At 68.9% G+C, this 20409-nt stretch carries 17 protein-coding genes; 5 read left to right on the top strand and 12 right to left on the bottom strand.

Annotated elements, in window-relative coordinates:
- Window positions 1-40: 40 nt before the first annotated feature.
- The 11 genes from EOINJALH_RS06450 to EOINJALH_RS06400 all read right to left on the bottom strand — a co-directional run bounded on the left by EOINJALH_RS06450 (window position 41) and on the right by EOINJALH_RS06400 (window position 16031).
- Window positions 41-1030 carry a thiamine pyrophosphate-dependent enzyme gene (locus EOINJALH_RS06450; RefSeq protein WP_088279499.1) on the bottom strand — a complete coding sequence of 330 codons (990 nt, stop codon included), beginning with the start codon at window positions 1028-1030 and terminating at the stop codon, window positions 41-43.
- Entirely contained in the window at window positions 1027-2928 is a 1902-nt protein-coding gene (locus tag EOINJALH_RS06445) for a 2-oxoacid:acceptor oxidoreductase subunit alpha (protein ID WP_088279498.1), read from the bottom strand. Before EOINJALH_RS06445 ends, EOINJALH_RS06450 begins: the two co-directional genes overlap by 4 nt.
- Window positions 2929-2939: 11 nt before the next feature.
- A complete protein-coding gene (gltA, locus tag EOINJALH_RS06440; RefSeq protein ID WP_088279497.1) occupies window positions 2940-4445 on the bottom strand; it encodes an NADPH-dependent glutamate synthase in 1506 nt (501 codons plus the stop codon).
- Window positions 4446-4475: 30 nt separating this feature from the next.
- Window positions 4476-5336, bottom strand: a complete 861-nt coding sequence (locus tag EOINJALH_RS06435) for a sulfide/dihydroorotate dehydrogenase-like FAD/NAD-binding protein (protein ID WP_088279496.1) — start codon at window positions 5334-5336, stop codon at window positions 4476-4478.
- Window positions 5337-5573: 237 nt separating this feature from the next.
- Window positions 5574-6017: a CBS domain-containing protein gene (locus EOINJALH_RS06430; RefSeq protein WP_088279495.1), complete on the bottom strand. Its 444-nt coding sequence runs from the start codon at window positions 6015-6017 to the stop codon at window positions 5574-5576.
- Between the two features lie 45 nt (window positions 6018-6062).
- Complete coding sequence (locus EOINJALH_RS06425; protein ID WP_088279494.1) at window positions 6063-7118, bottom strand: 2-oxoacid:ferredoxin oxidoreductase subunit beta; 1056 nt, start codon at window positions 7116-7118, stop codon at window positions 6063-6065.
- Entirely contained in the window at window positions 7115-8956 is a 1842-nt protein-coding gene (locus tag EOINJALH_RS06420) for a 2-oxoacid:acceptor oxidoreductase subunit alpha (RefSeq protein ID WP_088279493.1), read from the bottom strand. Before EOINJALH_RS06420 ends, EOINJALH_RS06425 begins: the two co-directional genes overlap by 4 nt.
- Entirely contained in the window at window positions 8953-10791 is a 1839-nt protein-coding gene (locus EOINJALH_RS06415; protein ID WP_088279492.1) for an FAD-dependent oxidoreductase, read from the bottom strand. Before EOINJALH_RS06415 ends, EOINJALH_RS06420 begins: the two co-directional genes overlap by 4 nt.
- A 297-nt stretch (window positions 10792-11088) precedes the next feature.
- Window positions 11089-13404 carry a DNA topoisomerase IV subunit A gene (parC, locus tag EOINJALH_RS06410; RefSeq protein WP_088279491.1) on the bottom strand — a complete coding sequence of 772 codons (2316 nt, stop codon included), beginning with the start codon at window positions 13402-13404 and terminating at the stop codon, window positions 11089-11091.
- A gap of 103 nt (window positions 13405-13507) precedes the next feature.
- The gene (locus EOINJALH_RS06405) at window positions 13508-14050 is read right to left on the bottom strand and encodes a GNAT family N-acetyltransferase (RefSeq protein WP_088279490.1); all 543 of its coding nucleotides are present in this window, start codon (window positions 14048-14050) and stop codon (window positions 13508-13510) included.
- Window positions 14043-16031 (bottom strand): DNA topoisomerase IV subunit B, encoded by a 1989-nt coding sequence (locus EOINJALH_RS06400; RefSeq protein ID WP_088279489.1) that lies wholly within the window; start codon window positions 16029-16031, stop codon window positions 14043-14045. The genes EOINJALH_RS06405 and EOINJALH_RS06400 overlap by 8 nt, the downstream gene beginning before the upstream one ends.
- 53 nt (window positions 16032-16084) lie before the next feature.
- Between EOINJALH_RS06400 and EOINJALH_RS06395 the strand changes: the two genes are divergently transcribed.
- The 5 genes from EOINJALH_RS06395 to bamC all read left to right on the top strand — a co-directional run bounded on the left by EOINJALH_RS06395 (window position 16085) and on the right by bamC (window position 20127).
- Window positions 16085-17326 carry an MFS transporter gene (locus EOINJALH_RS06395; RefSeq protein WP_088279488.1) on the top strand — a complete coding sequence of 414 codons (1242 nt, stop codon included), beginning with the start codon at window positions 16085-16087 and terminating at the stop codon, window positions 17324-17326.
- On the top strand, window positions 17323-17457 hold the full coding sequence (locus EOINJALH_RS33130; protein WP_255407003.1) for a hypothetical protein: 135 nt from the start codon (window positions 17323-17325) through the stop codon (window positions 17455-17457). The genes EOINJALH_RS06395 and EOINJALH_RS33130 overlap by 4 nt, the downstream gene beginning before the upstream one ends.
- Window positions 17457-18008, top strand: a complete 552-nt coding sequence (locus tag EOINJALH_RS06390) for a bifunctional 2-polyprenyl-6-hydroxyphenol methylase/3-demethylubiquinol 3-O-methyltransferase UbiG (protein ID WP_088279487.1) — start codon at window positions 17457-17459, stop codon at window positions 18006-18008. Before EOINJALH_RS33130 ends, EOINJALH_RS06390 begins: the two co-directional genes overlap by 1 nt.
- 26 nt (window positions 18009-18034) lie before the next feature.
- Window positions 18035-18916: a 4-hydroxy-tetrahydrodipicolinate synthase gene (gene dapA, locus EOINJALH_RS06385; RefSeq protein WP_088279486.1), complete on the top strand. Its 882-nt coding sequence runs from the start codon at window positions 18035-18037 to the stop codon at window positions 18914-18916.
- A 74-nt stretch (window positions 18917-18990) separates the two neighbouring features.
- On the top strand, window positions 18991-20127 hold the full coding sequence (gene bamC, locus EOINJALH_RS06380) for an outer membrane protein assembly factor BamC (protein WP_234413690.1): 1137 nt from the start codon (window positions 18991-18993) through the stop codon (window positions 20125-20127).
- Here bamC and EOINJALH_RS32560 read toward each other — a convergent pair.
- Window positions 20120-20409 (bottom strand): hypothetical protein (locus EOINJALH_RS32560; RefSeq protein WP_234413689.1); only part of this gene is annotated, 290 nt, incomplete at its 5' end. The genes bamC and EOINJALH_RS32560 overlap by 8 nt on opposite strands.

Genomic DNA, 20409 nt, shown 5'->3' with positions numbered 1-20409 from the left:
CGTTCTCGTTGTCGGTTGTCCGCGGCGGCCCGGGCCAGCCTCAGCCGGCCTGCTGCGCGGGCTCTTCGCCTTCGGGCCAGACCGTGTACTTGTCGAACTCGCGGTTCAGTCCGGCGCGGATGTACTCCGGCGAGCGCATCTGGCCGGCATGCCGCAGGTCCTCGTAGCACGGCGCATCGGGGTTGCGGTACAGGATGCCCACCGGGATCGGGTCGTCCATCGAGGCGATCTCGCGGGCCCGATCGATGTTGCTCGGGTCGTGTGGCCGCTGGTTGCGGTAGGCGCTGGACAGGCTGGGGCTGAGCTGCAGGCCGTCCGGGTGCGTGAGCAGCATGGTGCGCTGCGGATCGTGCAGCCAGGGGTCGAAGGCTTTGGGCATGAACTCCGGGCAGCGCTGCAGGATGCGCACGAACGAGAAACCCCGGTGCTTGAACGCGGCGTGCATGATGTCGTACAGCACCTCGGGCACCCAGTCGACGCCCTGCGCCACGAACGAGGCGCCCTGCACGCCCAGCGTCACCGTCAGCGGGTTCATCGGCTCCAGCGTGGCGCCGTAGGGCGTGGTGTTGCTCTTCAAGCCGCGCGGCGAGGTCGGCGAGGCCTGCTTCTTCGTCAACCCGTACACATGGTTGTCGTGCAGCACGACCGTGATGTTCATGTTGTAGCGGATGGCGTGGATCCAGTGCGCGGCGCCGATGCTGCAGCAGTCGCCGTCGCCGGTGCTGACGAACACGTTCAGGTCCGGCCGGGCCATCTTGATGCCCTCGGCCACCGGAAAGGCGCGGCCGTGGATGCCGTGGAAGCCGTAGGTCTTCATGTAGTGCGGCAGCCGGCTGGAGCAGCCGATGCCGGACACGAACACCGTGTTCTCGGGCGCCAGGTCTTCTTCGCTGCACAGGCGCTGCATGGCGGCCAGGATCGCGTTGTCGCCGCAACCGCTGCACCAGCGCGGCACGCCGCCCTGGTAGTCCTCGAGGGCATGGTGCTCCTCGTGCAGCTTGATCACGCACTGGCTCAGTGATCGGCTCATGATGATGGCCCCTCTTGTTTCAACGCACGCCGCACGACGCGGCAGATGTCACCGGGCTTGATGGGCTGGCCGCGCGCTTCGCTCCAGCAATCGACGTCGACCAGGAAGCGCGACCGCAGCATCATGGCCAGCGCCGAGTAGCGGCGGTTGTCCTCGTCGATCAACTCGTCCTCGATGCGGTCGGACCAGTTGCCCTCGATCGTCATCACATGCTTGAAGCGCTTGAAGATCTCGCGGATGCCCGACGGCATCGGCTGGATGAAACGCAGGTGCATCGACGACACGGCCAGCCCTTCGGCGCGGAGCCGGCTCACGGCTTCTTCGATCGCGCCCATCGTGCTGCCCCAGCCCACCAGCAGCATGTCGCCATCGCTGCCACCGACGACCGGCGGCGCCTTCAGCGTCTTCTGCAGCGCGGCCAGCTTCAGGCTGCGTGCGCGCAGGCCTTCCTCGTTGATGCTGGGGTCGTAGGCGACCTTGCTGTTGCGGTCGTGCGCCAGGCCGGTGAGCGTGTGCATGCCGCCCGGCTGGCCCGGCTGGAAGCGACGCGACAGCCCGGTGACCGGATCCCAGTCGTAGGGCTTGGCGCCCGGGGGTACGGGGGTCTGGTCGACCGGCGGCGCCAGCCAATCCTCGCTGAACTGCGGTCGCGGGAAGGGTTGCTGCGCCGTCGACAGGCTGGCATCCGACAGCACCACCACCACCATGCCGAAGGTCTCGGCGATCTTGCGTGCGGTGATCACCGAGTAGAAGCAGTCCTCGATGCTGCACGGCGCCATCACCACCTTGGGTGCATCGCCATGGCTGCCGAACACGGCTGCCGGCAGGTCGCCCTGCTCGACCTTGGTGGGCTGGCCGGTGCTGGGCCCGCCGCGCTGCACGTTGACCACCACCAGCGGGATCTCGGCCATCACCGCCAGGCCGATGGCCTCCTGCTTGAGCGAATAGCCCGGCCCGGAGGTGATGGTCACCGCGCACTTGCCGGCATAGGACGCGCCGATGGCAAAGGCGCAGGCGGCAATCTCGTCCTCGGCCTGGTGCACCAGGCCCCCGACCTTCTCGAACACCTCGCTCAGGTAGTGCGAGGCCGAGGTGGCCGGCGTGATCGGGTACATGGCGCAGATGTCCATGCCCGAGGCCATGACGCCCAGGGCAATGGCGGTGTTGCCGTTGATGACGATCTGCGCCTGGCTCGAGCGCTGCGCCGGGATGCGGTACTTGAAGTCGAGGTTCGACTCACCCCAGGCCGCGCCGGCTTCGTACAGCGCGACATTGCTCTGGATGACCTTGTCGTCCTTCTTGCCGAAGATGCGTGCGATCTGTTCGCGTGCCAGGCTGGCGTCCAGGCCGTACAGGTTGCACAGCAGGCCGAGCACGAACATGTTCTTGCCCTTGCGCGGATCGCTCACCAGTTCCTTGCACCGGTCCTCGAGCGGCACCTCGATCACCTTGTAGCCGTCGCTGCGCAGGGCCTCGACCGTCTTCAGGTAAGAGGCCACCACGCTCGGGTCGCGGTGGTGCTGCCACATGCTCTCCAGCAGGATCGTGGCCCCAGGCTTGAGCTCCCTGGCCTGCACGCGGCCGATCAAGACCTGCTCGTTGAAGGCCACCACCAGGTCGGTCTGGTCGCCGCCGTTGGTGACGCGCTGCGAACCGATGCGGATGCGGATGCCGCTGGCGCCGGCCACGCTGCGTGCCGGCGGCTGGATCTCGGCCGGGATGATCTCGGTCGTCCAGATGCCGTTGCCCATGCGGGCGGCGATGGCAGCGAGCGACTGGCCACAGCGCTGGGCGCCTTCGCCCGAATCGCTGATGACCTCGACGATGTGTTCGGCGATCGACTGCGCCGCGCGCGTGGCCTGGGCCACCGGCGGATCGAGGGTGAGCGTGCTGTTCATGGTGGGTTCTCTCAAGCCAGGTGAACGCGGGCGAATCCGCGTTCACGGCGGTCGATGCCGAAGAGACGATCGGCGGCGTCGGCGCTGTCGTGAAGGTAGACCGAGTCGGTGTCGCGCAGGCCCAGGTGGGCCTTCATGCCGCGGGCCGCCTTGCGACCGGCGCCCATGGCCTCGATCACCGTGGCGGCGCCCGTGACGATGTCGCCGCCGGCATAGACGCCGGCGATCGAGGTGGCCAGGTTGGCATCCGTGGCGATGTAGCCACGCTTGTCGAGCTTCAGGCCCGAGGTCTGTCCCAGGATCGGGTTGGCGTTGGTGCCGATCGCGAACACCACCATGTCGCATTCGAACTCGAACGTGCTGCCCGGTACTGCCACCGGACGCCGCCGTCCCGAGGCATCGGGTTCGCCGAGTGCCATGCGCTCGCAGCGCATCGCGCGCACGTTGTGGTCGGCGTCGCCGAGCAGTTCGACCGGGCTGGTCAGCCACTGGAAGTCGACGCCCTCCTGCTGCGCATGGTGGATCTCCTCGGCGCGCGCCGGGGCCTCGGCCGCGCTGCGCCGGTAGATGCAATAGACCTTCTCGGCGCCGACGCGCAGCGACACGCGCATCGCGTCCATCGCCGTGTTGCCGGCACCGATCACGGCCACTCGCTTGCCCGGCTGCAGCGGGGTGTCGAAGTTCGGAAAGTCGCGCCCGCGCATCAGGTTGCAGCGGGTCAGCCACTCGTTGGCCGACAGCACGCCCCCCAGCGATTCACCCGGGATGCCCATGAAGCTGGGGTAGCCCGCGCCGGTGCCGATGAACACCGCATGGAAGCCCATCTCGCCGAGCATCTGCTCGACGGTGAACAGCCGCCCGACCAGGGTATTGCACTCGAAGCGGATGCCCAGCCGGGTGAGCTTCTCGATCTCGACGTCGACCACGCGGTTGGGCAGGCGGAAATCGGGGATGCCGTACTTGAGCACGCCGCCAGGCTCGTGGAAGGCCTCGTACACCGTGACCTCGCAGCCGGCCTTGGCCATGTCGGCCGCGCAGGCCATGCCGGCCGGGCCGGAGCCGACGATGCCCACCTTGAAGCGATTGCGCTCGATGTAGGGCACGTTGGCCCAGCCCTCGGCAATGGCCATGTCGCCGACGAAGCGCTCGAGCCGGCCGATGGCCACCGGCTCCAGGGTTTCGCCCACGGTGCACACGCCCTCGCACTGGTTCTCCTGCGGGCAGACGCGGCCGCACACCGAGGGCAGCAGGTTGGTGTCGGTGATGACGTCGTAGGCGCCGTGGAAGTTCTTGCCCTCGATCTTCTTGATGAAGCCGGGGATGTCGATGCCCACCGGGCAGCCGCGCACGCAAGGCTGGTCGGCGCAGTCGAGGCAGCGCTGGGCCTCGAGCAACGCGTCCTCGAGCCGGTAGCCGCAGGCCACCTCCTCGAAGTTCTTCACGCGGGCCTGCGGGCTTTGCTCGGGCATGGCCGTGCGGGCCTGCGGGATGGTGCGGATCGTCTTCTTCTTGGCCATCGTCGGCTCCTGGTCGCGGGGTCTGGTGGGTCAGTGCCCGGCACCACCGCGGATGCGGCAGCTTTCCTTCCAGCTTTCCAGCGCAGCCTTCTCGGTGGGCTTGTAGCGACCGAGGCGCGCCATGAGGTCGTCGAAGTCGACCTGGTGGCCGTCGAAATCGGGCCCGTCGACGCAGGCGAACTTGATCTGCTCGCCGATCTTCACGCGGCAGCCGCCGCACATGCCGGTGCCGTCGACCATCACCGGGTTCAGGCTGACCATGGTCTTGATGCCGTGCGCGCGGGTGGCCTCGGCGCAGCCCTTCATCATGATCGGCGGGCCGATGGCCACCACCTCGTCGATGTCGGGATGCCTGGCAATGGCCTGCCGGATGCCCTCGGTCACCAGGCCCTGGATGCCGGCCGAGCCGTCGTCGGTGCAGACGATCAGCTCGTCGCAGCAGGCGCGGAACTTGTCGTCCCAGAACATCAGCGACTTGTTGCGGAAGCCCAGCACGCCAATGACGTAGGCGCCACTTTCCTTGTAGGCGCGCGCCTGCGGAAAGATGGGCGCCACACCGAGGCCGCCGCCCACGCAGACCACCTTTCGGGCCTGACCGATGTGGCTGGGGACGCCCATCGGCCCCACCATGGCGTGCAGGTGCGTGCCGACCTGGCAGTTCTGCTGCATCTCGCGGGTGGTCTTGCCCACGGCCTGGATGACCAGCGTGACGGTGCCCTTGTCGCGGTCGAAATCGGCGATGGTCAGCGGGATGCGCTCGCCGTGCTCATGCTCCATCACGATCACGAACTGCCCCGGCCTGGCGGCCTTGGCCATCAGCGGGTGGCGGATCTCGAGCAGGTAGGTGACGTCGGAGAAATCCGTGCGCGTGACGATCTCGAAATTGAGCATGGCAACCTCTTGGGTTGCGGTTCTCCGTCGACGTGGCTGCTCGCCTTGGCGCGGGAAGTCACGCATGGGCCGGAAGCCGCGTGATCAGTGTCGACACACAGACTAACGAGCCCCGCCCGTCGACGCTTGCGGCAAGTCAAGCGAGAGGGAATCCGGTGCGCCAATTCAGGGCGTCCGTGGCGTCGCGCAGGGCGCGCGGACGCCAGATCGATCGGCGCCCCGAAGGGCGCCCGCCCCTCAACCCAGCGCGTCGTTCACCTGCTCGTTGAACTCGGACAGCCCATAGGCGGTGTTCACCTCGCGGGGCAAGGCGTCGCGCACCGAGAACACGCCCAGCAACCTGCCGCTGGCGGCCACGACCGGCAGGTGCCGAAAGCCCCTTTCGATCATCACCAGCACGGCATCGGCCACCTTGGTTTCGGGGGTCACGGAATCCGGGTCGGCGGTCATGACCGAGGACACCGGTGTCTTGAGCGGATCGAGTGCCTTGGCCACCACGCGCGTGGTCATGTCGCGCTCTGTCACGATGCCCAGCATGGTGCTGGCGCCATGCTCGATGACCAGCACGCTGCTGCAATTGGCGCGCGTCATCACGCAGGCGGCCTCATGAACCGAAGCCGACGGCGCCAGGCTGATGACTCGGCGCATGGACATCGCCTGAAAAACGGTGCGTTCGGGCATGGTGTGGCTCCTTTCCAGATGTCGTGAGGACGGCCCGCTGCGCCGTCAGCGCAGGGCCGCGTTGACCTTGTCCAGCACCGACGAACCGGGGCACAACTGCGCCAGGCCCAGGCTGTTGAGCGGCGCGGCGCAGGTGTTGAGCGAAGTGTGCAGGTCGGTGGCCAAGGAATCCAGGTAAAGCAAGCCCGTGACCACCTCGCCCCGCTCGCCATGCTTCTGCATGTAGTTCATCGCGGCGTAGCGGTCGGTGGGGTCGTAGTCGGCGTGCAGCTTGCGCAGGCGGAGCATGGTGCCGTCGTGCTGCGGCACCTCGACCACCTCGCCGGGCGCATAGGTGGCGGTGACCTCCGAGCCCGGTGTCATGAAATCGATGCGGCTGACCGCCTCGTTGTGGTGGCGCACGTAGTCGTAGCTCTTGGTGCTGCCACTGTGGTTGTTGAAGGTGACGCAGGGGCTGATGACGTCGATGAACGCCGCGCCGCCATGCGCCATGGCGCCCTTGATCAAGGGCACCAGCTGCTCCTTGTCGCCCGAGAAGCTGCGCGCGACGAAGGTGGCACCCAGTTGCAGCGCCAGGCCCACCAGGTCGACGGGGCTGTCGCTGTTGACCACGCCCTTCTTGCTCTTCGATCCGAGATCGGCCGTGGCCGAGAACTGCCCCTTGGTGAGACCGTAGACGCCGTTGTTCTCGACGATGTAGGCCATGCGCACGCCGCGGCGCATCGCGTTGGCGAACTGTCCGAGCCCGATCGAGGCCGAATCGCCGTCGCCCGACACGCCCAGGTACAGCAGCGAGCGGTTGGCCAGGTTGGCCCCGGTCAGCACCGAAGGCATGCGCCCGTGCACCGTGTTGAAGCCGTGCGACGCACCAAGAAAGTAATCGGGCGTCTTGGAACTGCAGCCGATGCCCGACAGCTTGGCCACGCGGTGCGGCTCGATGTCGAGTTCCCAGCAGGCCTGGATGATCGCCGCCGAGATGCTGTCGTGCCCGCAGCCCGCGCACAGCGTCGAGATGCGGCCCTCGTAGTCGCGGCGCGTGTAGCCGACCTTGTTGGTGTGCAGGGTCGGGTGGTGCAGCCTGGGCTTGGTGATGAAGGTCATGCGGCCTCCTTCTGCGTGTTCTGTTCGACCTTGTCCAGGCCCAGCGCCGTGCGGATCGCCCCGGCGATGAATCGGGCGGTGATCGGCGTGCCGTCGTAATGCAACACCTTGGGCAGGCGGGCCGGATCGACGCCGAGTTCATTGACCAGCAGCGACTGCATCTGTCCATCGCGGTTCTGCTCCACCACGAACACCTGGTCGTGTGCGGCGATGAAGTCGGGCACCGACTGCGGGAACGGGAAGGCCCGCAGGCGCATCGCGTCGACATGCACGCCGTCCGCCTCCAGCACATCCAGCGCCTCGCGCATGGCCGGGCTGGTGGAGCCGAAGTAGATGACGCCGTGGCGCGTGGGCGCGCTGGCCTGGCGCACCAGAGGCTGCGGCACCAGGTCGGCGGCCGTCCTGAACTTCTTCAGCAGCCGCTCCATGTTGTAGATGTAGTCGGGGCCGCGTTCGGAGTAGCGAGCATAGGCATCGCGGGTGGTGCCCCGCGTGAAGAAGCTGCCCTTGCTCGGGTGCGTGCCCGGCAGCGTGCGCCAGGGGATGCCGTCGCCGTCCACGTCCTTGTAGCGGCCGAAGTCCTTGCCGGCTTCCAGCTCTTCGGCGGTCATCACCTTGCCGCGGTCGTAGCTGCGCGAATCGTCCCAGACGAAGGGCTTGCACAGGCGCTGGTTCATGCCGATGTCCAGATCGGTCATGACGAAGATCGGCGTCTGCAGGCGGTCGGCCAGGTCGAGCGCCGCGGCAGAGTGCTCGAAGCATTCGTACGGGTCTTGCGGCAGCAGCATCACGTGCTTGGTGTCGCCATGCGAGGCATAGGCGCAGGACAGCAGATCGGACTGCTGAGTGCGCGTGGGCATGCCGGTGGACGGCCCGCCACGCTGCACGTCGATGATGGTGACCGGTATCTCGGCAAAGTAGGCCAGGCCGATGAACTCGGACATCAGCGAGATGCCCGGGCCCGACGTGGCGGTGAAGGCACGCGCGCCATTCCAGCCCGCGCCGACGACCATGCCGATCGAGGCCAGTTCGTCTTCGGCCTGCACGATGGCGAAGCGGTGCTGGCCGGTGGCAGGGTCGATGCGGAACTTGTCGCAGTACTTCTGGAAGGCCTCGGGCACCGACGACGAGGGCGTGATCGGATACCACGCGGCCACGGTGGCGCCGCCGTAGATGCAGCCCAGCGCGGCAGCACTGTTGCCGTCGGTGAAGATCTGGTCGCCCACGTTGTCGGCACGACGCACGCGCAGGCCGAGCGGGAAGGCCAGGTGCTCCTCGACGTAGCGTCGGCCCAGGTTCAGCGCCTGCAGGTTGGCGTCGAGCAGGCGTTCCTTGCCGCGATACTGCTCGGCGAACAGCTTCTCGAACACGGCCGGGTCCATGTCGAGCAGCACCGACAGCGCGCCGACGTAGATGATGTTCTTGAACAGCTGGCGCTGGCGCGGGTCGGTGTAGGCGTCGTTGGCGATGGCCGTGAGCGGCACGCCGATCACCTGCACGTCGGGCCGGAAACTCGACGCCGGCAGCGGCCGCGTGCTGTCGTACAGCAGGTAGCCGCCGGGCTCGACCTCGGCCACGTCGGTGGCCCAGGTCTGCGGGTTCATCGCCACCATCATGTCGACGCCGCCGCGGCGGCCGTGGTAGCCCTTCTCGCACACCCGCGCCTCGTACCAGGTGGGCATGCCCTGGATGTTGCTGGGGAAGATGTTGCGCGGGCTGACGGGCACGCCCATGCGCATCACCGCCTTGGCGAACAACTCGTTGGCCGAGGCCGAGCCCGAACCGTTGACGTTTGCGAACTTGATGACGAAGTCGTTGACGGCTTCGAGGCGCTTCATGCTGTGGTCTCCACTCGGGCTGCGGTGGGCTTGGAGTCTCGGCAGGACGGGCCCGCCTTGGTCGTGAGCAGCAGGAACTTCTGCATGTCCCAGGCCCCGGTGGGGCAGCGCTCGGCGCACAGGCCGCAGTGCAGGCACACGTCCTCGTCCTTGACCATCACGCGCAGTGTCTTCAAGGCATGACTGACATACAGCGCCTGGTCGGTGTGCGTGGCCGGCGCCTTGAGACGGCCGCGCAGGTCGTCCTCTTCACCGTTGGCGGTGAAGGTGATGCAGTCCATCGGGCAGATGTCGACACAGGCGTCGCACTCGATGCACAGGCGGTCGTTGAACACGGTCTGCACGTCGCAGTTCAGGCAGCGCTCGGCCTCCTTGAAGGCGGTGGCGGCGTCGAAGCCGAGTTCGACCTCGACGCGGATGCTGGCCAGCGCCATCTCGGCCTTGGCCCAGGGCACCTTGTTGCGCATGTCGTTGGAGATGTCGTTGTCGTAGCTCCACTCGTGGATGCCCATCTTCTGCGAGACGAGGTTCACGTGCGGCGGCGGCCGCTGCGAGACGGCCTCGCCGTGCAGCAGGCGATCGATCGACACCGCGGCCTCGTGGCCATGGGCCACGGCGGTGATGATGTTCTTGGGGCCGAAGGCCGCGTCGCCGCCGAAGAACACGTTCGGCACGGTGGACTGAAGCGACTTCGCATCGAGCTTGGGCAGGCCCCACTTGTCGAAGGCGATGCCGCAGTCGGACTCGATCCAGGGGAAGGCGTTCTCCTGGCCGATGGCCACCAGCACCTCGTCGCACTCGAACACCACGTCCGTCTCCCCGGTGGGCACCAGCGTGCGGCGCCCCTTGTCGTCGTAGACCGGGGTGACGACCTGGAAGCTCATGCCTACCAGCTTGCCGTCTTCCAGCAGGCAGGCCTTGGGCACATGGCAGTTGATGATGGGGATGCCCTCGTGCTGGGCGTCTTCCTTCTCCCAGGGCGAGGCCTTCATCTCGTCGAAGCCCGAGCGCACGATGACCTTCACGTCGTCGGCACCCAGGCGGCGCGCAGAGCGGCAGCAGTCCATCGCGGTGTTGCCGCCGCCGAGCACGATGACGCGCTTCTTCACGCTGGTGACGTGGCCGAAGGACACCGAGGCCAGCCAGTCGATGCCGATGTGGATGTCGGCCGCGGCCTCCTGGCGGCCCGGCACGTCGAGGTCGCGCCCGCGCGGGGCGCCGCAGCCGACGAACACCGCGTCCCAGCCCTCGGCCATCAGCGCCTTCATCGACTCGATGCGCTGGCCCGAGCGGAACTCGACGCCCAGGTCGAGGATGTGGTCGCACTCCTCGTCGATGACGCTCTCGGGCAGGCGGAAGCGCGGGATCTGGCTGCGGATGAAGCCGCCGGCCTTGGCCTCGCCGTCGAACACCGTGACCGCGTAGCCCTGCGAGGCCAGGTCGCGCGCCACCGTGAGCGACGACGGCCCCGCGCCGACGCAGGCCACGCGCTTGCCGTTGCGCGGCAGCGGCTTCGGCATCATGGCGCGGATGCCATCGCCCTTGTGGTCGGCCGCCACGCGCTTGAGGCGGCAGATGGCCACGGGCTCCGGCTTGGCCGTGTTCTCTTCCTCGACGCGGCTGCGGCGGCAGGCCGGCTCGCAAGGCCGGTCGCAGGTTCGACCGAGCACGCCGGGGAACACATTCGACACCCAGTTGACCATGTAGGCGTCGGCGTAGCGACCCTGCGCGATCAGTCGGATGTATTCGGGGACGGGGGTGTGGGCGGGACACGCCCATTGGCAATCGACGACCTTGTGGAAATATTCCGGGTCGCCCACGTTGGTGGGTCGCACGAGCTGATGTCTCCAGGTTGTGACCGCCCGCTGCGCCCCCGGGGTTCGCCGGTTCCGCGCGCCCGCTCAGGGCCTCGACGGGCGATGTGTGTCATCCGCGCGGCAGTCTACTTCCGGCACCGGGGCTTGTGAACGTCGGGGCAACCCGCCTTGCACGGGACCTGATCCACATCATTTCAGGCGGTCGCCACGCCCATGCCGCGGAGGCGGGCGCAGGGGCCAGGCGACGGTGCCACGCGAAGGTGCCACGCGAATGCGCCACGCCCATCGGCCGGTCGGCGGCCGACGCGGCGGTCGTCAGACGACCCGCAACACCTTCTGCAGGCCCTCGACCTTGCGGCCCTTGCGCGCCCGCTTGCCGACGTGCGCCTCGAGGTGAACGCCCTTGAGCAGTTCGTCCTTGGGCTTGCCGCCGCGGCCGCTGCCTTGCACCAGCACCGAGCCGGCGCAGGTGGCCACCGACACCAGCGGCGTCTTGGCGTCCACGTCCATCAGCGTCAGGCCGCGGCCGCCATTGGATTGCAGCTTGAGTTCGTCGAGGCCGAAGACCAGCAGGCGCCCGTCCATCGACAGGCAGGCCACCTGCGCGTGGGCGGGGGCCACCGCCACCGGCGGCAGCACCTTGTCGGCGTCGTCGAGCGTGAGGAAGGCCTTGCCGGCGCGCTGGCGGCCGTGCATGTCGGCGGCCTTGGCCAGCAGGCCGAAGCCGCCGGTGTTGGCCAGCAGCAGGGTGGCCTCGGCCGCGCCGGCAAAGTAATGCGCCGGCTGGGTGCCGGGCTCGAGGTCGATCAGGCTGGTGACGGGCACGCCGTCGCCGCGCCCCCCCGGCAGCCCACTCACCGCCACCGAGTAGACCCGGCCGCTGCCCTTGGCGGCGCTGCCGAAGACCAGCAGCGTGTCGACGCTGCGGCAGGCAAATGTGCCGTAGATCGCATCGCCGGCCTTGAACTGCAGCGTGGCCGCATCGACCTCGTGGCCCTTCAGCGCGCGCACCCAGCCCTTCAGGCTGATCACCACGGTGACCGGCTCGTCGACCACCTTGATCTCGGCCACCGCACGTTTCTCGGCCTGGATCAGCGTGCGCCGGTCATCGCCGTGGGCCTTGGCGTCGGCCTCGATCTCCTTGATCAGCAGGCGCTTCAGCGCCGCCGGGTTGTCCAGGATCTCTTCCAGCTTCTCGGCCTCGTCGCGCAGCGACTTCAGCTCCTGCTCGATCTTGATCGCCTCCAGCCGCGCCAGCTGGCGCAGTCGGATCTCGAGGATGTCCTCGGCCTGGCGGTCGCTGAGCGAGAAACGCTCGATCAGCGCGGCCTTCGGCTCGTCGGCATTGCGGATGATGCGGATCACTTCGTCGATGTTCAGCAGCACCAGCTGCCGGCCCTCGAGCACGTGGATGCGGTCGCGCACCTTGTCCAGCCGGTGCTGCGAGCGGCGCTGCACGGTGGTCTGCCGGAACGCCACCCACTCGACCAGCATGCGGCGCAGGCTCTTCTGCGTCGGGCGCCCGTCGAGGCCGACCATGGTCAGGTTGATCGGCGAATTGGTCTCGAGGCTGGTGTGGGCCAGCAGCGTGGTGATCAGGTCCTGCTGCTCGACGGTGCGGCTCTTGGGCTCGAACACCAGCCGCACCGCGTTCTCCTTGCCCGACTCGTCGCGCACGGCGTCCAGCACCGCCAGCACGCTGGCCTTCAGCTGGGTCTGCTCGGCGCTCAGCGCCTTCTTGCCGGCCTTGACCTTCGGGTTGGTCAGCTCCTCGATCTCCTCGAGCACCTTCTGCGAGCTGCAGCCGGGCGGCAGCTCGGTGACCACCAGCTGCCACTGGCCGCGCGCCAGGTCTTCGATCTTCCAGCGCGCGCGCACCTTCAGGCTGCCGCGGCCGGTGGCGTAGGCCTCGCGGATGTCGCCTTCGGGGCTGATGATCTGGCCGCCGCCCGGGTAGTCGGGGCCGGGGATGAAGCCGTACAGCTCGTCGTCACCGAGCTTGTCGTTGCGGATCAGCGCCACGGCGGCCGCGGCCACCTCGCGCAGGTTGTGGCTGGGGATCTCGGTGGCCAGGCCCACGGCGATGCCCGAGGCGCCATTGAGCAACACGAAAGGCAAGCGTCCGGGCAACTGCTTCGGCTCTTCGGTGGAGCCGTCGTAGTTGGGCACGAAATCCACCGTGCCCTCGTCGATCTCGTCGAGCAGCAGCCGGGCGATCGGCGCCAGCCGCGCCTCGGTGTAGCGCATCGCCGCGGCACCGTCGCCGTCGCGGCTGCCAAAGTTGCCCTGGCCGTCGATCAGCGGGTAGCGCTGCGAGAAATCCTGCGCCATGCGCACCAGCGCGTCGTAGGCGGCCTGGTCGCTGTGCGGATGGAAGCGGCCCAGCACGTCGCCGACCACCCGCGCGCTCTTCACCGGCTTGGGCGCCGCACCGGCGCCGAACGACAGCCCCATGCGCTGCATCGAGTACAGGATGCGCCGCTGCACCGGCTTGGCACCGTCGCACACATCAGGCAGCGCCCGGCCCTTCACGACGGACAGGGCGTATTCGAGGTAGGCGCGCTCGGCGTAGTGGGCCAGCGTGATGGCGTCGGTGGGGTCGGGGGGCGGCGGAGAGAACAGATCGGTCATGGGACGGGACAACGAAAGGGACAGGTCGCCGCTGAGGGCGCTGCGGGCAACACGGACGGGGTCGGGTGGATCGGGCGCGCGGGCCGCGCGGTGCGGGTCCGGGTCAGATCTCCTCCAGCCCCAGCGCGACGCGGGCGTGGTACTCGCGGTCGAGCATGCTCATCACGATCAGGCTGTCGTAGCCGTCGGCGCCGTCGATGGTGATGCGCACGCTCTCGCGCAGGCGCCCCTCCTCGACGAAACCTTCGCTGGCATACAGCGCCTGGGCGCGGGTGTTGAGCTGCTTCACGTCGAGCCAGAAGCGGTGCGCATGCAGGTCGCGGTAGGCCATGCGCTTGAGGTAGCGCACGCAGGCGCGCCCCAGCCCGCGGCCCTTGGGCTGCAGCACGATGCGCTTGAGTTCCACGCTGCGGTGCTGGTTGCGGCAGCCCTGCAGGATGACGAAGCCGGCGCGCTCGAACTGCGGCCCGGCCTCGACGATAAAGTGGCGAAAGTCGGGGATGCGCACCGCGCCTTCGTGCTGCGGGCGTTCCCAGGGCGTGATGAACGGCAGGTTGTGCGAATCGGTCTCGACGCCGGTGACGTAGTCGAGGTCCGACAGCATCGTGGGGCGCAGGCGCAGCGCCCAGGGTGCGAGCTCAGACATCGATGTCCACCGAATCGCCGCGCAGTTCCATCAGCTCGCGGCGGGCCGCGGCCTCGCCCTTGCCCATCAGCCGCGTCATCGTGGCCACGGTGGCGTCGAAGTCGAGCAGGCCGTAGGCCACCGGCAGCAGGCGCCGGGTCTCGGGGTTCAGCGTGGTCTCCCACAGCTGTTCGGCGTTCATCTCGCCCAGGCCCTTGAAGCGGCTGATGCTCCACGAGCCCTCGCGCGCGCCTTCCTTGCGCAGCCTGTCGAGCGCGGCGTCGAGTTCGCCGTCGTCGAGCGCGTAGAGCTTGGTCGCGGGTTTCTTGCCGCGCGCCGGCGCGTCCAGCCGGTACAGCGGCGGCTTGGCCACGTAGACGTGGCCGGCCTCGATCAGCTTGGGAAAGTGGCGGAAGAACAGCGTGAGCAGCAGCACCTGGATGTGCGAGCCGTCGACGTCGGCGTCCGACAGGATGCACACCTTGCCGTAGCGCAGGCCCGACAGGTCGGGCGTGTCGGTGGCGCCGTGCGGGTCGACGCCGATGGCCACCGCGATGTCGTGGATCTCGTTGTTGGCGAACAGCCGGTCGCGCTCCACCTCCCAGGCGTTGAGCACCTTGCCGCGCAGCGGCAGCACGGCCTGGGTCTCCTTGTCGCGGCCCATCTTGGCCGAACCGCCGGCCGAATCGCCCTCGACCAGGAAGACCTCGTTGAACAGCAGGTCGCGGCTCTCGCAGTCGGTGAGCTTGCCGGGCAGCACGGCCACGCCCGAGCCCTTGCGCTTCTCGACCTTCTGGCTGGCGCGCTGGCGCGTCTGCGCCTGCTTGATCACCAGTTCGGCCAGGCGCTTGCCGTGCTCGACATGCTGGTTCAGCCACAGGTCGAGCGGCGCACGGGTGAAGCTGGACACCAGCCGCAGTGCGTCGCGCGAGTTCAGGCGCTCCTTGGTCTGGCCCTGGAACTGCGGGTCGAGCACCTTGGCCGACAGCACGAAGCTGGCGCGCGAGAACACATCTTCCGGCATCAGCTTCACGCCCTTGGGCAGCAGTGAATGCAGGTCGATGAAGGCCTTGATGGCACCGAACAGGCCGTCCTTCAGGCCCGATTCGTGGGTGCCGCCGGCCACGGTGGGGATCAGGTTGACGTAGCTCTCGCGCAGCACGTTGCCGTCTTCGGTGAAGGCCACGCACCAGGCGGCGCCCTCGCCTGCCGCGAAGTTCTCGGTCTCCTGCGCCGAGGCGTAGGCCTCGCCCTCGAACAGCGGGATCACCGGGTCGCCCGGCAGGCCCTGCATCAAGTAGTCGCGCAGACCGCCCTTGTAGAGCCAGGTCTGCACGTCGGGGTCTTTCTGGCCGGCCTTCTCGGTGACCAGCGTGACCGTCACGCCGGGCATCAGCACCGCCTTGCTGCGCAGCAGGTGCATCAGGTCGTGGCGCGGCAACTCGGTGCTGTCGAAGTACTTGGGGTCGGGCCACACGCGCACGCTGGTGCCCTGCTTGCGCTCGCCGGCCACGGGCTTGCGCAGCGTCAGCGGCTCGATCACGTCGCCGCCCGAGAACGCCAGCGTGGCCACCTGGCCCTCGCGCCACACGCTCACCTGCAGGCGCCTGGCCAGCGCGTTGGTCACGCTCACGCCCACGCCGTGCAGGCCGCCCGAGAAGCTGTAGGCGCCGCCCGCGCCCTTGTCGAACTTGCCGCCGGCGTGCAGCCGGGTGAAGACGATCTCGACCACCGGCACCTGCTCTTCCGGGTGCAGGCCGAAGGGGATGCCGCGGCCGTCGTCGTCGATGGTGACCGAGCCGTCGGTGTGCAGCGTCAGCCCGATGCGCTTGCCGAAGCCGGCCAGTGCCTCGTCGGCGGCGTTGTCGATGACCTCCTGCACGATGTGCAGCGGGGTTTCGGTGCGGGTGTACATGCCCGGCCGCTGCTTGACGGGCTCGAGCCCCTTGAGCACGCGGATCGAGGCTTCGCCATAGTGGCCTTGCGGGGTGCCTGTTGCCATGGCGGCGGATTGTAGGCAGCGCGCTCCGGCGCCAAGCCCGGCAGAATGCGTGAATGAGTACGAGCGCCCCCACCTCCCCGACCGGTGCCCCCGCCAAACTGTCATTGGCGCAGGTGCTGCTGTTCGGCGCGGCCATCGTGACCCTGTCGATGGGCATCCGCCACGGGTTCGGCCTGTGGCTGCTGCCGATCACCACCGACCGCGGCTGGACGCGAGAGACCTTCGCCTTCGCGCTGGCGGTGCAGAACCTGGCCTGGGGCATCTCCGGGCCGGTGGCTGGCATGCTGGCCGACCGCTACGGCGCCTGGCGCGTGCTGCTGGGCGGCAGCGTGCTCTACGCCGGCGGGCTGGTGTTGATGGCCCTGGCCACCTCGGGCATGGCCTTCACCGGCAGCGCCGGCCTGCTGATCGGCATCGCGCAGTCGGGCACCACCTACGCGGTGATCTATGGGGTCATCGGCCGCAACGTGGCGGCCGACAAGCGCTCGTGGGCGATGGGCGTGGCCGCCGCGGCGGGCTCCTTCGGCCAGTTCCTGATGGTGCCGGTGGAAAGCTGGCTGATCGCCCAGTGGGGTTGGCAGAACGCGCTGTTCATCCTGGGCTGCGCGGCACTGGCCATCCTGCCGCTGGCGCTGGGCCTGCGCGAGCCGCCGCCGTCGGCCCATGGCGGGCACCGCCAAAGCGTGGGCGAGGCGGTGCGCGAGGCCTTCAGCCACGGCAGCTTCCGGCTGCTGACGCTGGGCTACTTCGTCTGCGGCTTCCACGTGGTGTTCATCGGCGTGCACATGCCCAGCTACCTGAAGGACAAGGGCCTGGCGCCCGAGGTGGCCACCACGGCGCTGGCGCTGATCGGGCTGTTCAACATCTTCGGCACCTACGGCGCCGGCATGCTGGGGCAGCGCGTGCCCAAGCCCTACATCCTGTCGGCCATCTACCTGCTGCGCTCGGTGGTCATCCTGGCCTTCATCCTGGCGCCGGTGACGCCGTGGTCGGTGTACCTGTTCGCCTCGGCAATGGGGCTGCTGTGGCTGTCCACCGTGCCGCCCACCAATGCCATCGTGGCCCAGGTCTTCGGCGTGCAGTACATGTCGATGCTGGGCGGCTTCGTGTTCCTGAGCCACCAGATCGGCTCGTTCATGGGCGTGTGGCTGGGCGGTCGCCTGTACGACAGCACCGGCAGCTACGACGTGGTGTGGTGGATTGCCATTGCGCTGGGCGTGGCCGCCGCGCTGATCAACCTGCCGGTGCGAGAGACGCCGATCGTGCGGCCCGTGCCCAAGGCGGTGGGGGCTTGAGGTCCATGCGGCGCGGCCACCGAGTCATCGCCGGGCTGCTGGTGGCCGCCGTGCTGGCGGCCGTGTTCGCCGCCTACCTCAGCCCGCACCTGGCGGTCGACCTGGCCAACCGGCTGTGGGCCTGCTTCTGATGCACGGCGCGCCCGACCCGTCGCCCTGGATCACGCGCTGGCAGCACCTGCTGGCGCCGCAGGCCACCGTGCTGGACCTGGCCTGTGGCAACGGCCGGCATGTGCGCTGGCTGGCCGCGCGGGGCTGCCGTGTCACCGCGGTCGACCGCGACGCCGAGGCGGTGGCACCGCTGCGCACACTGGCCGAGGTGATCGTGGCAGACCTCGAAGGCGGGCCCTGGCCGCTGGCCGACCGCCGTTTCGGGTGCGTGCTCGTCACCAACTACCTGTGGCGCCCGCTGTGGCCGCAGTTGCTGGACGCGCTGGCCCCGGGCGGCGTGCTGCTGTACGAAACCTTCGCCGCGGGCAACGAGACCGTGGGTCGGCCGTCGCGCGCCGACTTCCTGCTTCAGCCCGGCGAACTGCTGTCACGCTGCCAGGGCCTGCGCACCGTGGCCTTCGAAGACGGCTTCCTGCCCGGCCCCGATCGCTTCGTGCAGCGCATCGCCGCGGTGCGGCCCGATCCGGCCGTCCCCGGACCAGCCCGGTTCCCCCTGCCCGAGCACGGCTAAAATCGCCGGTTCCCCGAGGAATTCGCATGAAACCCATTGTTGGCAGCATCGTCGCCCTGGTCACGCCGATGCAAGAGGACGGCAGCGTCGACTACGACGGCCTGCGCACCCTGATCGACTGGCACATCGCCGAAGGCACCGACTGCATCGGCGTCGTGGGCACCACCGGCGAATCCCCCACCGTGTCGGTGGAGGAGCACTGCGAGATCATCCGCGTGTCGGTGCGCCACGCCGCCGGCCGCGTGCCGATCATGGCCGGTGCGGGGGCCAATTCCACCCGCGAGGCCATCGAACTCACCCGCTTCTCCAAGGAGGTGGGCGCCGATTGCACGCTGCAGGTCGTGCCCTACTACAACAAGCCCTCGCAGGAAGGCATCTTCCAGCACTTCAAGGCCATCGCCGAGGCGGTGGACCTGCCGGTGGTGCTGTACAACGTGCCCGGTCGCACGGTGGCCGACATGCAGCCCGAGACGACGCTGCGCCTGGCCCAGTTGCCCGGCATCGTCGGGGTCAAGGAAGCCACCGGCAACATCGAGCGCGCGGCCCAGTTGATCAAGCACGCGCCCAAGGGCTTCTCGATCTACTCCGGCGACGACGGTACCGCCGTCGTATTGATGCTGCTGGGCGGCCACGGCAACGTCAGCGTCACCGCCAACGTGGCGCCGCGGCTGATGCACGAGATGTGCATGGCCGCCATCGAGGGCCGGCTCGCGCGGGCCCGCGAGATCCACCTGCAACTGCTGTCGTTGCACAAGCAACTGTTCTGCGAACCGAGCCCGGCCCCCACCAAGTGGGCGATGTCCCGGCTGGGGCGCTGCCGCCCCGACGTGCGCCTGCCGATCACGCCACTGACCGACGCCGGCCGGGCCCTGGTCGATGGCGCGATGCGCGACGCGGGCCTGCTGTGAACGCCGCGCGGCGCCTGCAAGACCCCCTTGAATCGGCCGCCCGCCCGGGCGTGCCACCCCTGGAGACATCCACTGTGAATCGTGTGTTCGCCGTCAACCCGGCCCATGCCGCGGTGCTGGGCCTGGCCTTGTCACTGGCCGGATGCTCGAGCGTCGAGAACCTGCTGTCCGGCGAGAAGATCGACTACCGGTCGCAGGCCACCAAGACCGCCCCGCTCGAAGTGCCGCCCGACCTCACCCAACTGGCCCGCGATGCACGCTACCAGCCGCAATCGGGCGTGGTCAGCGCCAATGCCATGCAGCGCCAGCCGGCGGCCACCGCCGCGCCCGCCGTTCCGGCCACGGCACCCACCGCGCTTGGCGACATGCGCATCGAACGCCTGGGCACCCAGCGCTGGCTGGTCAGCGGCCTGCCGCCCGACAAGCTCTGGCCCCAGCTGCGCGCGTTCTGGCAAGAGCGTGGCTTCACGCTGGCCGTCGACAACGCCGAGGTGGGCGTGATGGAAACCGAGTGGGCCGAGAACCGCGCCAAGCTGCCGCAGGATGCCATCCGGTCCGCGATCGGCCGGGTCTTCGACTCCGTCTATTCCACCGGCGAGCGCGACCGCTTCCGCACCCGCATCGAGCGCACTGCCGGCGGCGGCAGCGAGGTGTTCATCAGCCACCGGGGCGTGATCGAGGTCTACACCAGCGAGCGCAAGGACAGCACGGTGTGGCAGCCCCGCCCGGCCGATCCGCAGCTCGAGGCCGAGTTCCTGACCCGCCTGATGGTCAAGCTGGGCGCCAAGGAAGAGGTCGCCCGCACCACCGTGGCCCGGGCCCCCGACCAGGCCGCCACCGCCCGCGCCCGGCTGCTGGCCGGGCAGCCCGGCACCACCGTGGAGGTGGACGACACCTTCGACCGCGCCTGGCGCCGCGTGGGCCTGGCACTCGACCGCAGCGGCTTCACGGTGGAAGACCGCGACCGCAGCGCCGGCCTGTACTACGTGCGCTACGTCGACCCCAAGCTCGCCGGCCAGGAAGAGCCGGGCTTCTTCAGCCGCCTGTTCGGCGGCGACAAGGACAAGACCAGCCAGTTGCAGCGCTACCGCGTCTCGGTGAAGGCCGCGGGCGACAAGGCCACGGTGGCAGTGCTCAGTGGCCAGGGCGCACCCGACACCGGGCCGGCGGCCAAGGCCATCGGCGCCCGCCTGGTCGACGAACTCAAGTAGGGTCGACAGGGATCGTCCCGGCCCGTCCGGGACGATCCAGGCATGAAAAAGGCCGCCCGAAGGCGGCCTTTTTCGTGGCAATCGCAGCGTGCTGCGATTTACTTCTTGACAGCCGAAGCGACAGCGTCGGCAGCCTTGGCGGCGGCGTCACCGACGGCCGAAGCGGCACCAGCGGCAGCACCGGCGGCGGCGCTGGCAGCAGCGTCAGCAGCGGCGGTGGCAGCACCGGCGACAGCCGAGGCAGCGGCAGAAGCGGCCTGAGCCACGGGGGCGGGAGCAGGG

The organism is Ideonella sp. A 288 (genome assembly GCF_002198735.1).
Lineage (GTDB): Bacteria > Pseudomonadota > Gammaproteobacteria > Burkholderiales > Burkholderiaceae_C > Pseudaquabacterium.
Note: the sequence above shows the minus strand (reverse complement) of the source record. Positions and strands in the feature narration are given on the sequence as shown.

Coding starts and splice junctions, on each gene's coding strand:
- EOINJALH_RS06450 (WP_088279499.1), bottom strand. CDS start 1,030: ATGAGCCGATCACTGAGCCAGTGCGTGATCAAGCTGCACGAGGAGCAC.
- EOINJALH_RS06445 (WP_088279498.1), bottom strand. CDS start 2,928: ATGAACAGCACGCTCACCCTCGATCCGCCGGTGGCCCAGGCCACGCGC.
- gltA (WP_088279497.1), bottom strand. CDS start 4,445: ATGGCCAAGAAGAAGACGATCCGCACCATCCCGCAGGCCCGCACGGCC.
- EOINJALH_RS06435 (WP_088279496.1), bottom strand. CDS start 5,336: ATGCTCAATTTCGAGATCGTCACGCGCACGGATTTCTCCGACGTCACC.
- EOINJALH_RS06430 (WP_088279495.1), bottom strand. CDS start 6,017: ATGCCCGAACGCACCGTTTTTCAGGCGATGTCCATGCGCCGAGTCATC.
- EOINJALH_RS06425 (WP_088279494.1), bottom strand. CDS start 7,118: ATGACCTTCATCACCAAGCCCAGGCTGCACCACCCGACCCTGCACACC.
- EOINJALH_RS06420 (WP_088279493.1), bottom strand. CDS start 8,956: ATGAAGCGCCTCGAAGCCGTCAACGACTTCGTCATCAAGTTCGCAAAC.
- parC (WP_088279491.1), bottom strand. CDS start 13,404: ATGACCGATCTGTTCTCTCCGCCGCCCCCCGACCCCACCGACGCCATC.
- EOINJALH_RS06405 (WP_088279490.1), bottom strand. CDS start 14,050: ATGTCTGAGCTCGCACCCTGGGCGCTGCGCCTGCGCCCCACGATGCTG.
- EOINJALH_RS06400 (WP_088279489.1), bottom strand. CDS start 16,031: ATGGCAACAGGCACCCCGCAAGGCCACTATGGCGAAGCCTCGATCCGC.
- EOINJALH_RS06395 (WP_088279488.1), top strand. CDS start 16,085: ATGAGTACGAGCGCCCCCACCTCCCCGACCGGTGCCCCCGCCAAACTG.
- EOINJALH_RS06390 (WP_088279487.1), top strand. CDS start 17,457: ATGCACGGCGCGCCCGACCCGTCGCCCTGGATCACGCGCTGGCAGCAC.
- dapA (WP_088279486.1), top strand. CDS start 18,035: ATGAAACCCATTGTTGGCAGCATCGTCGCCCTGGTCACGCCGATGCAA.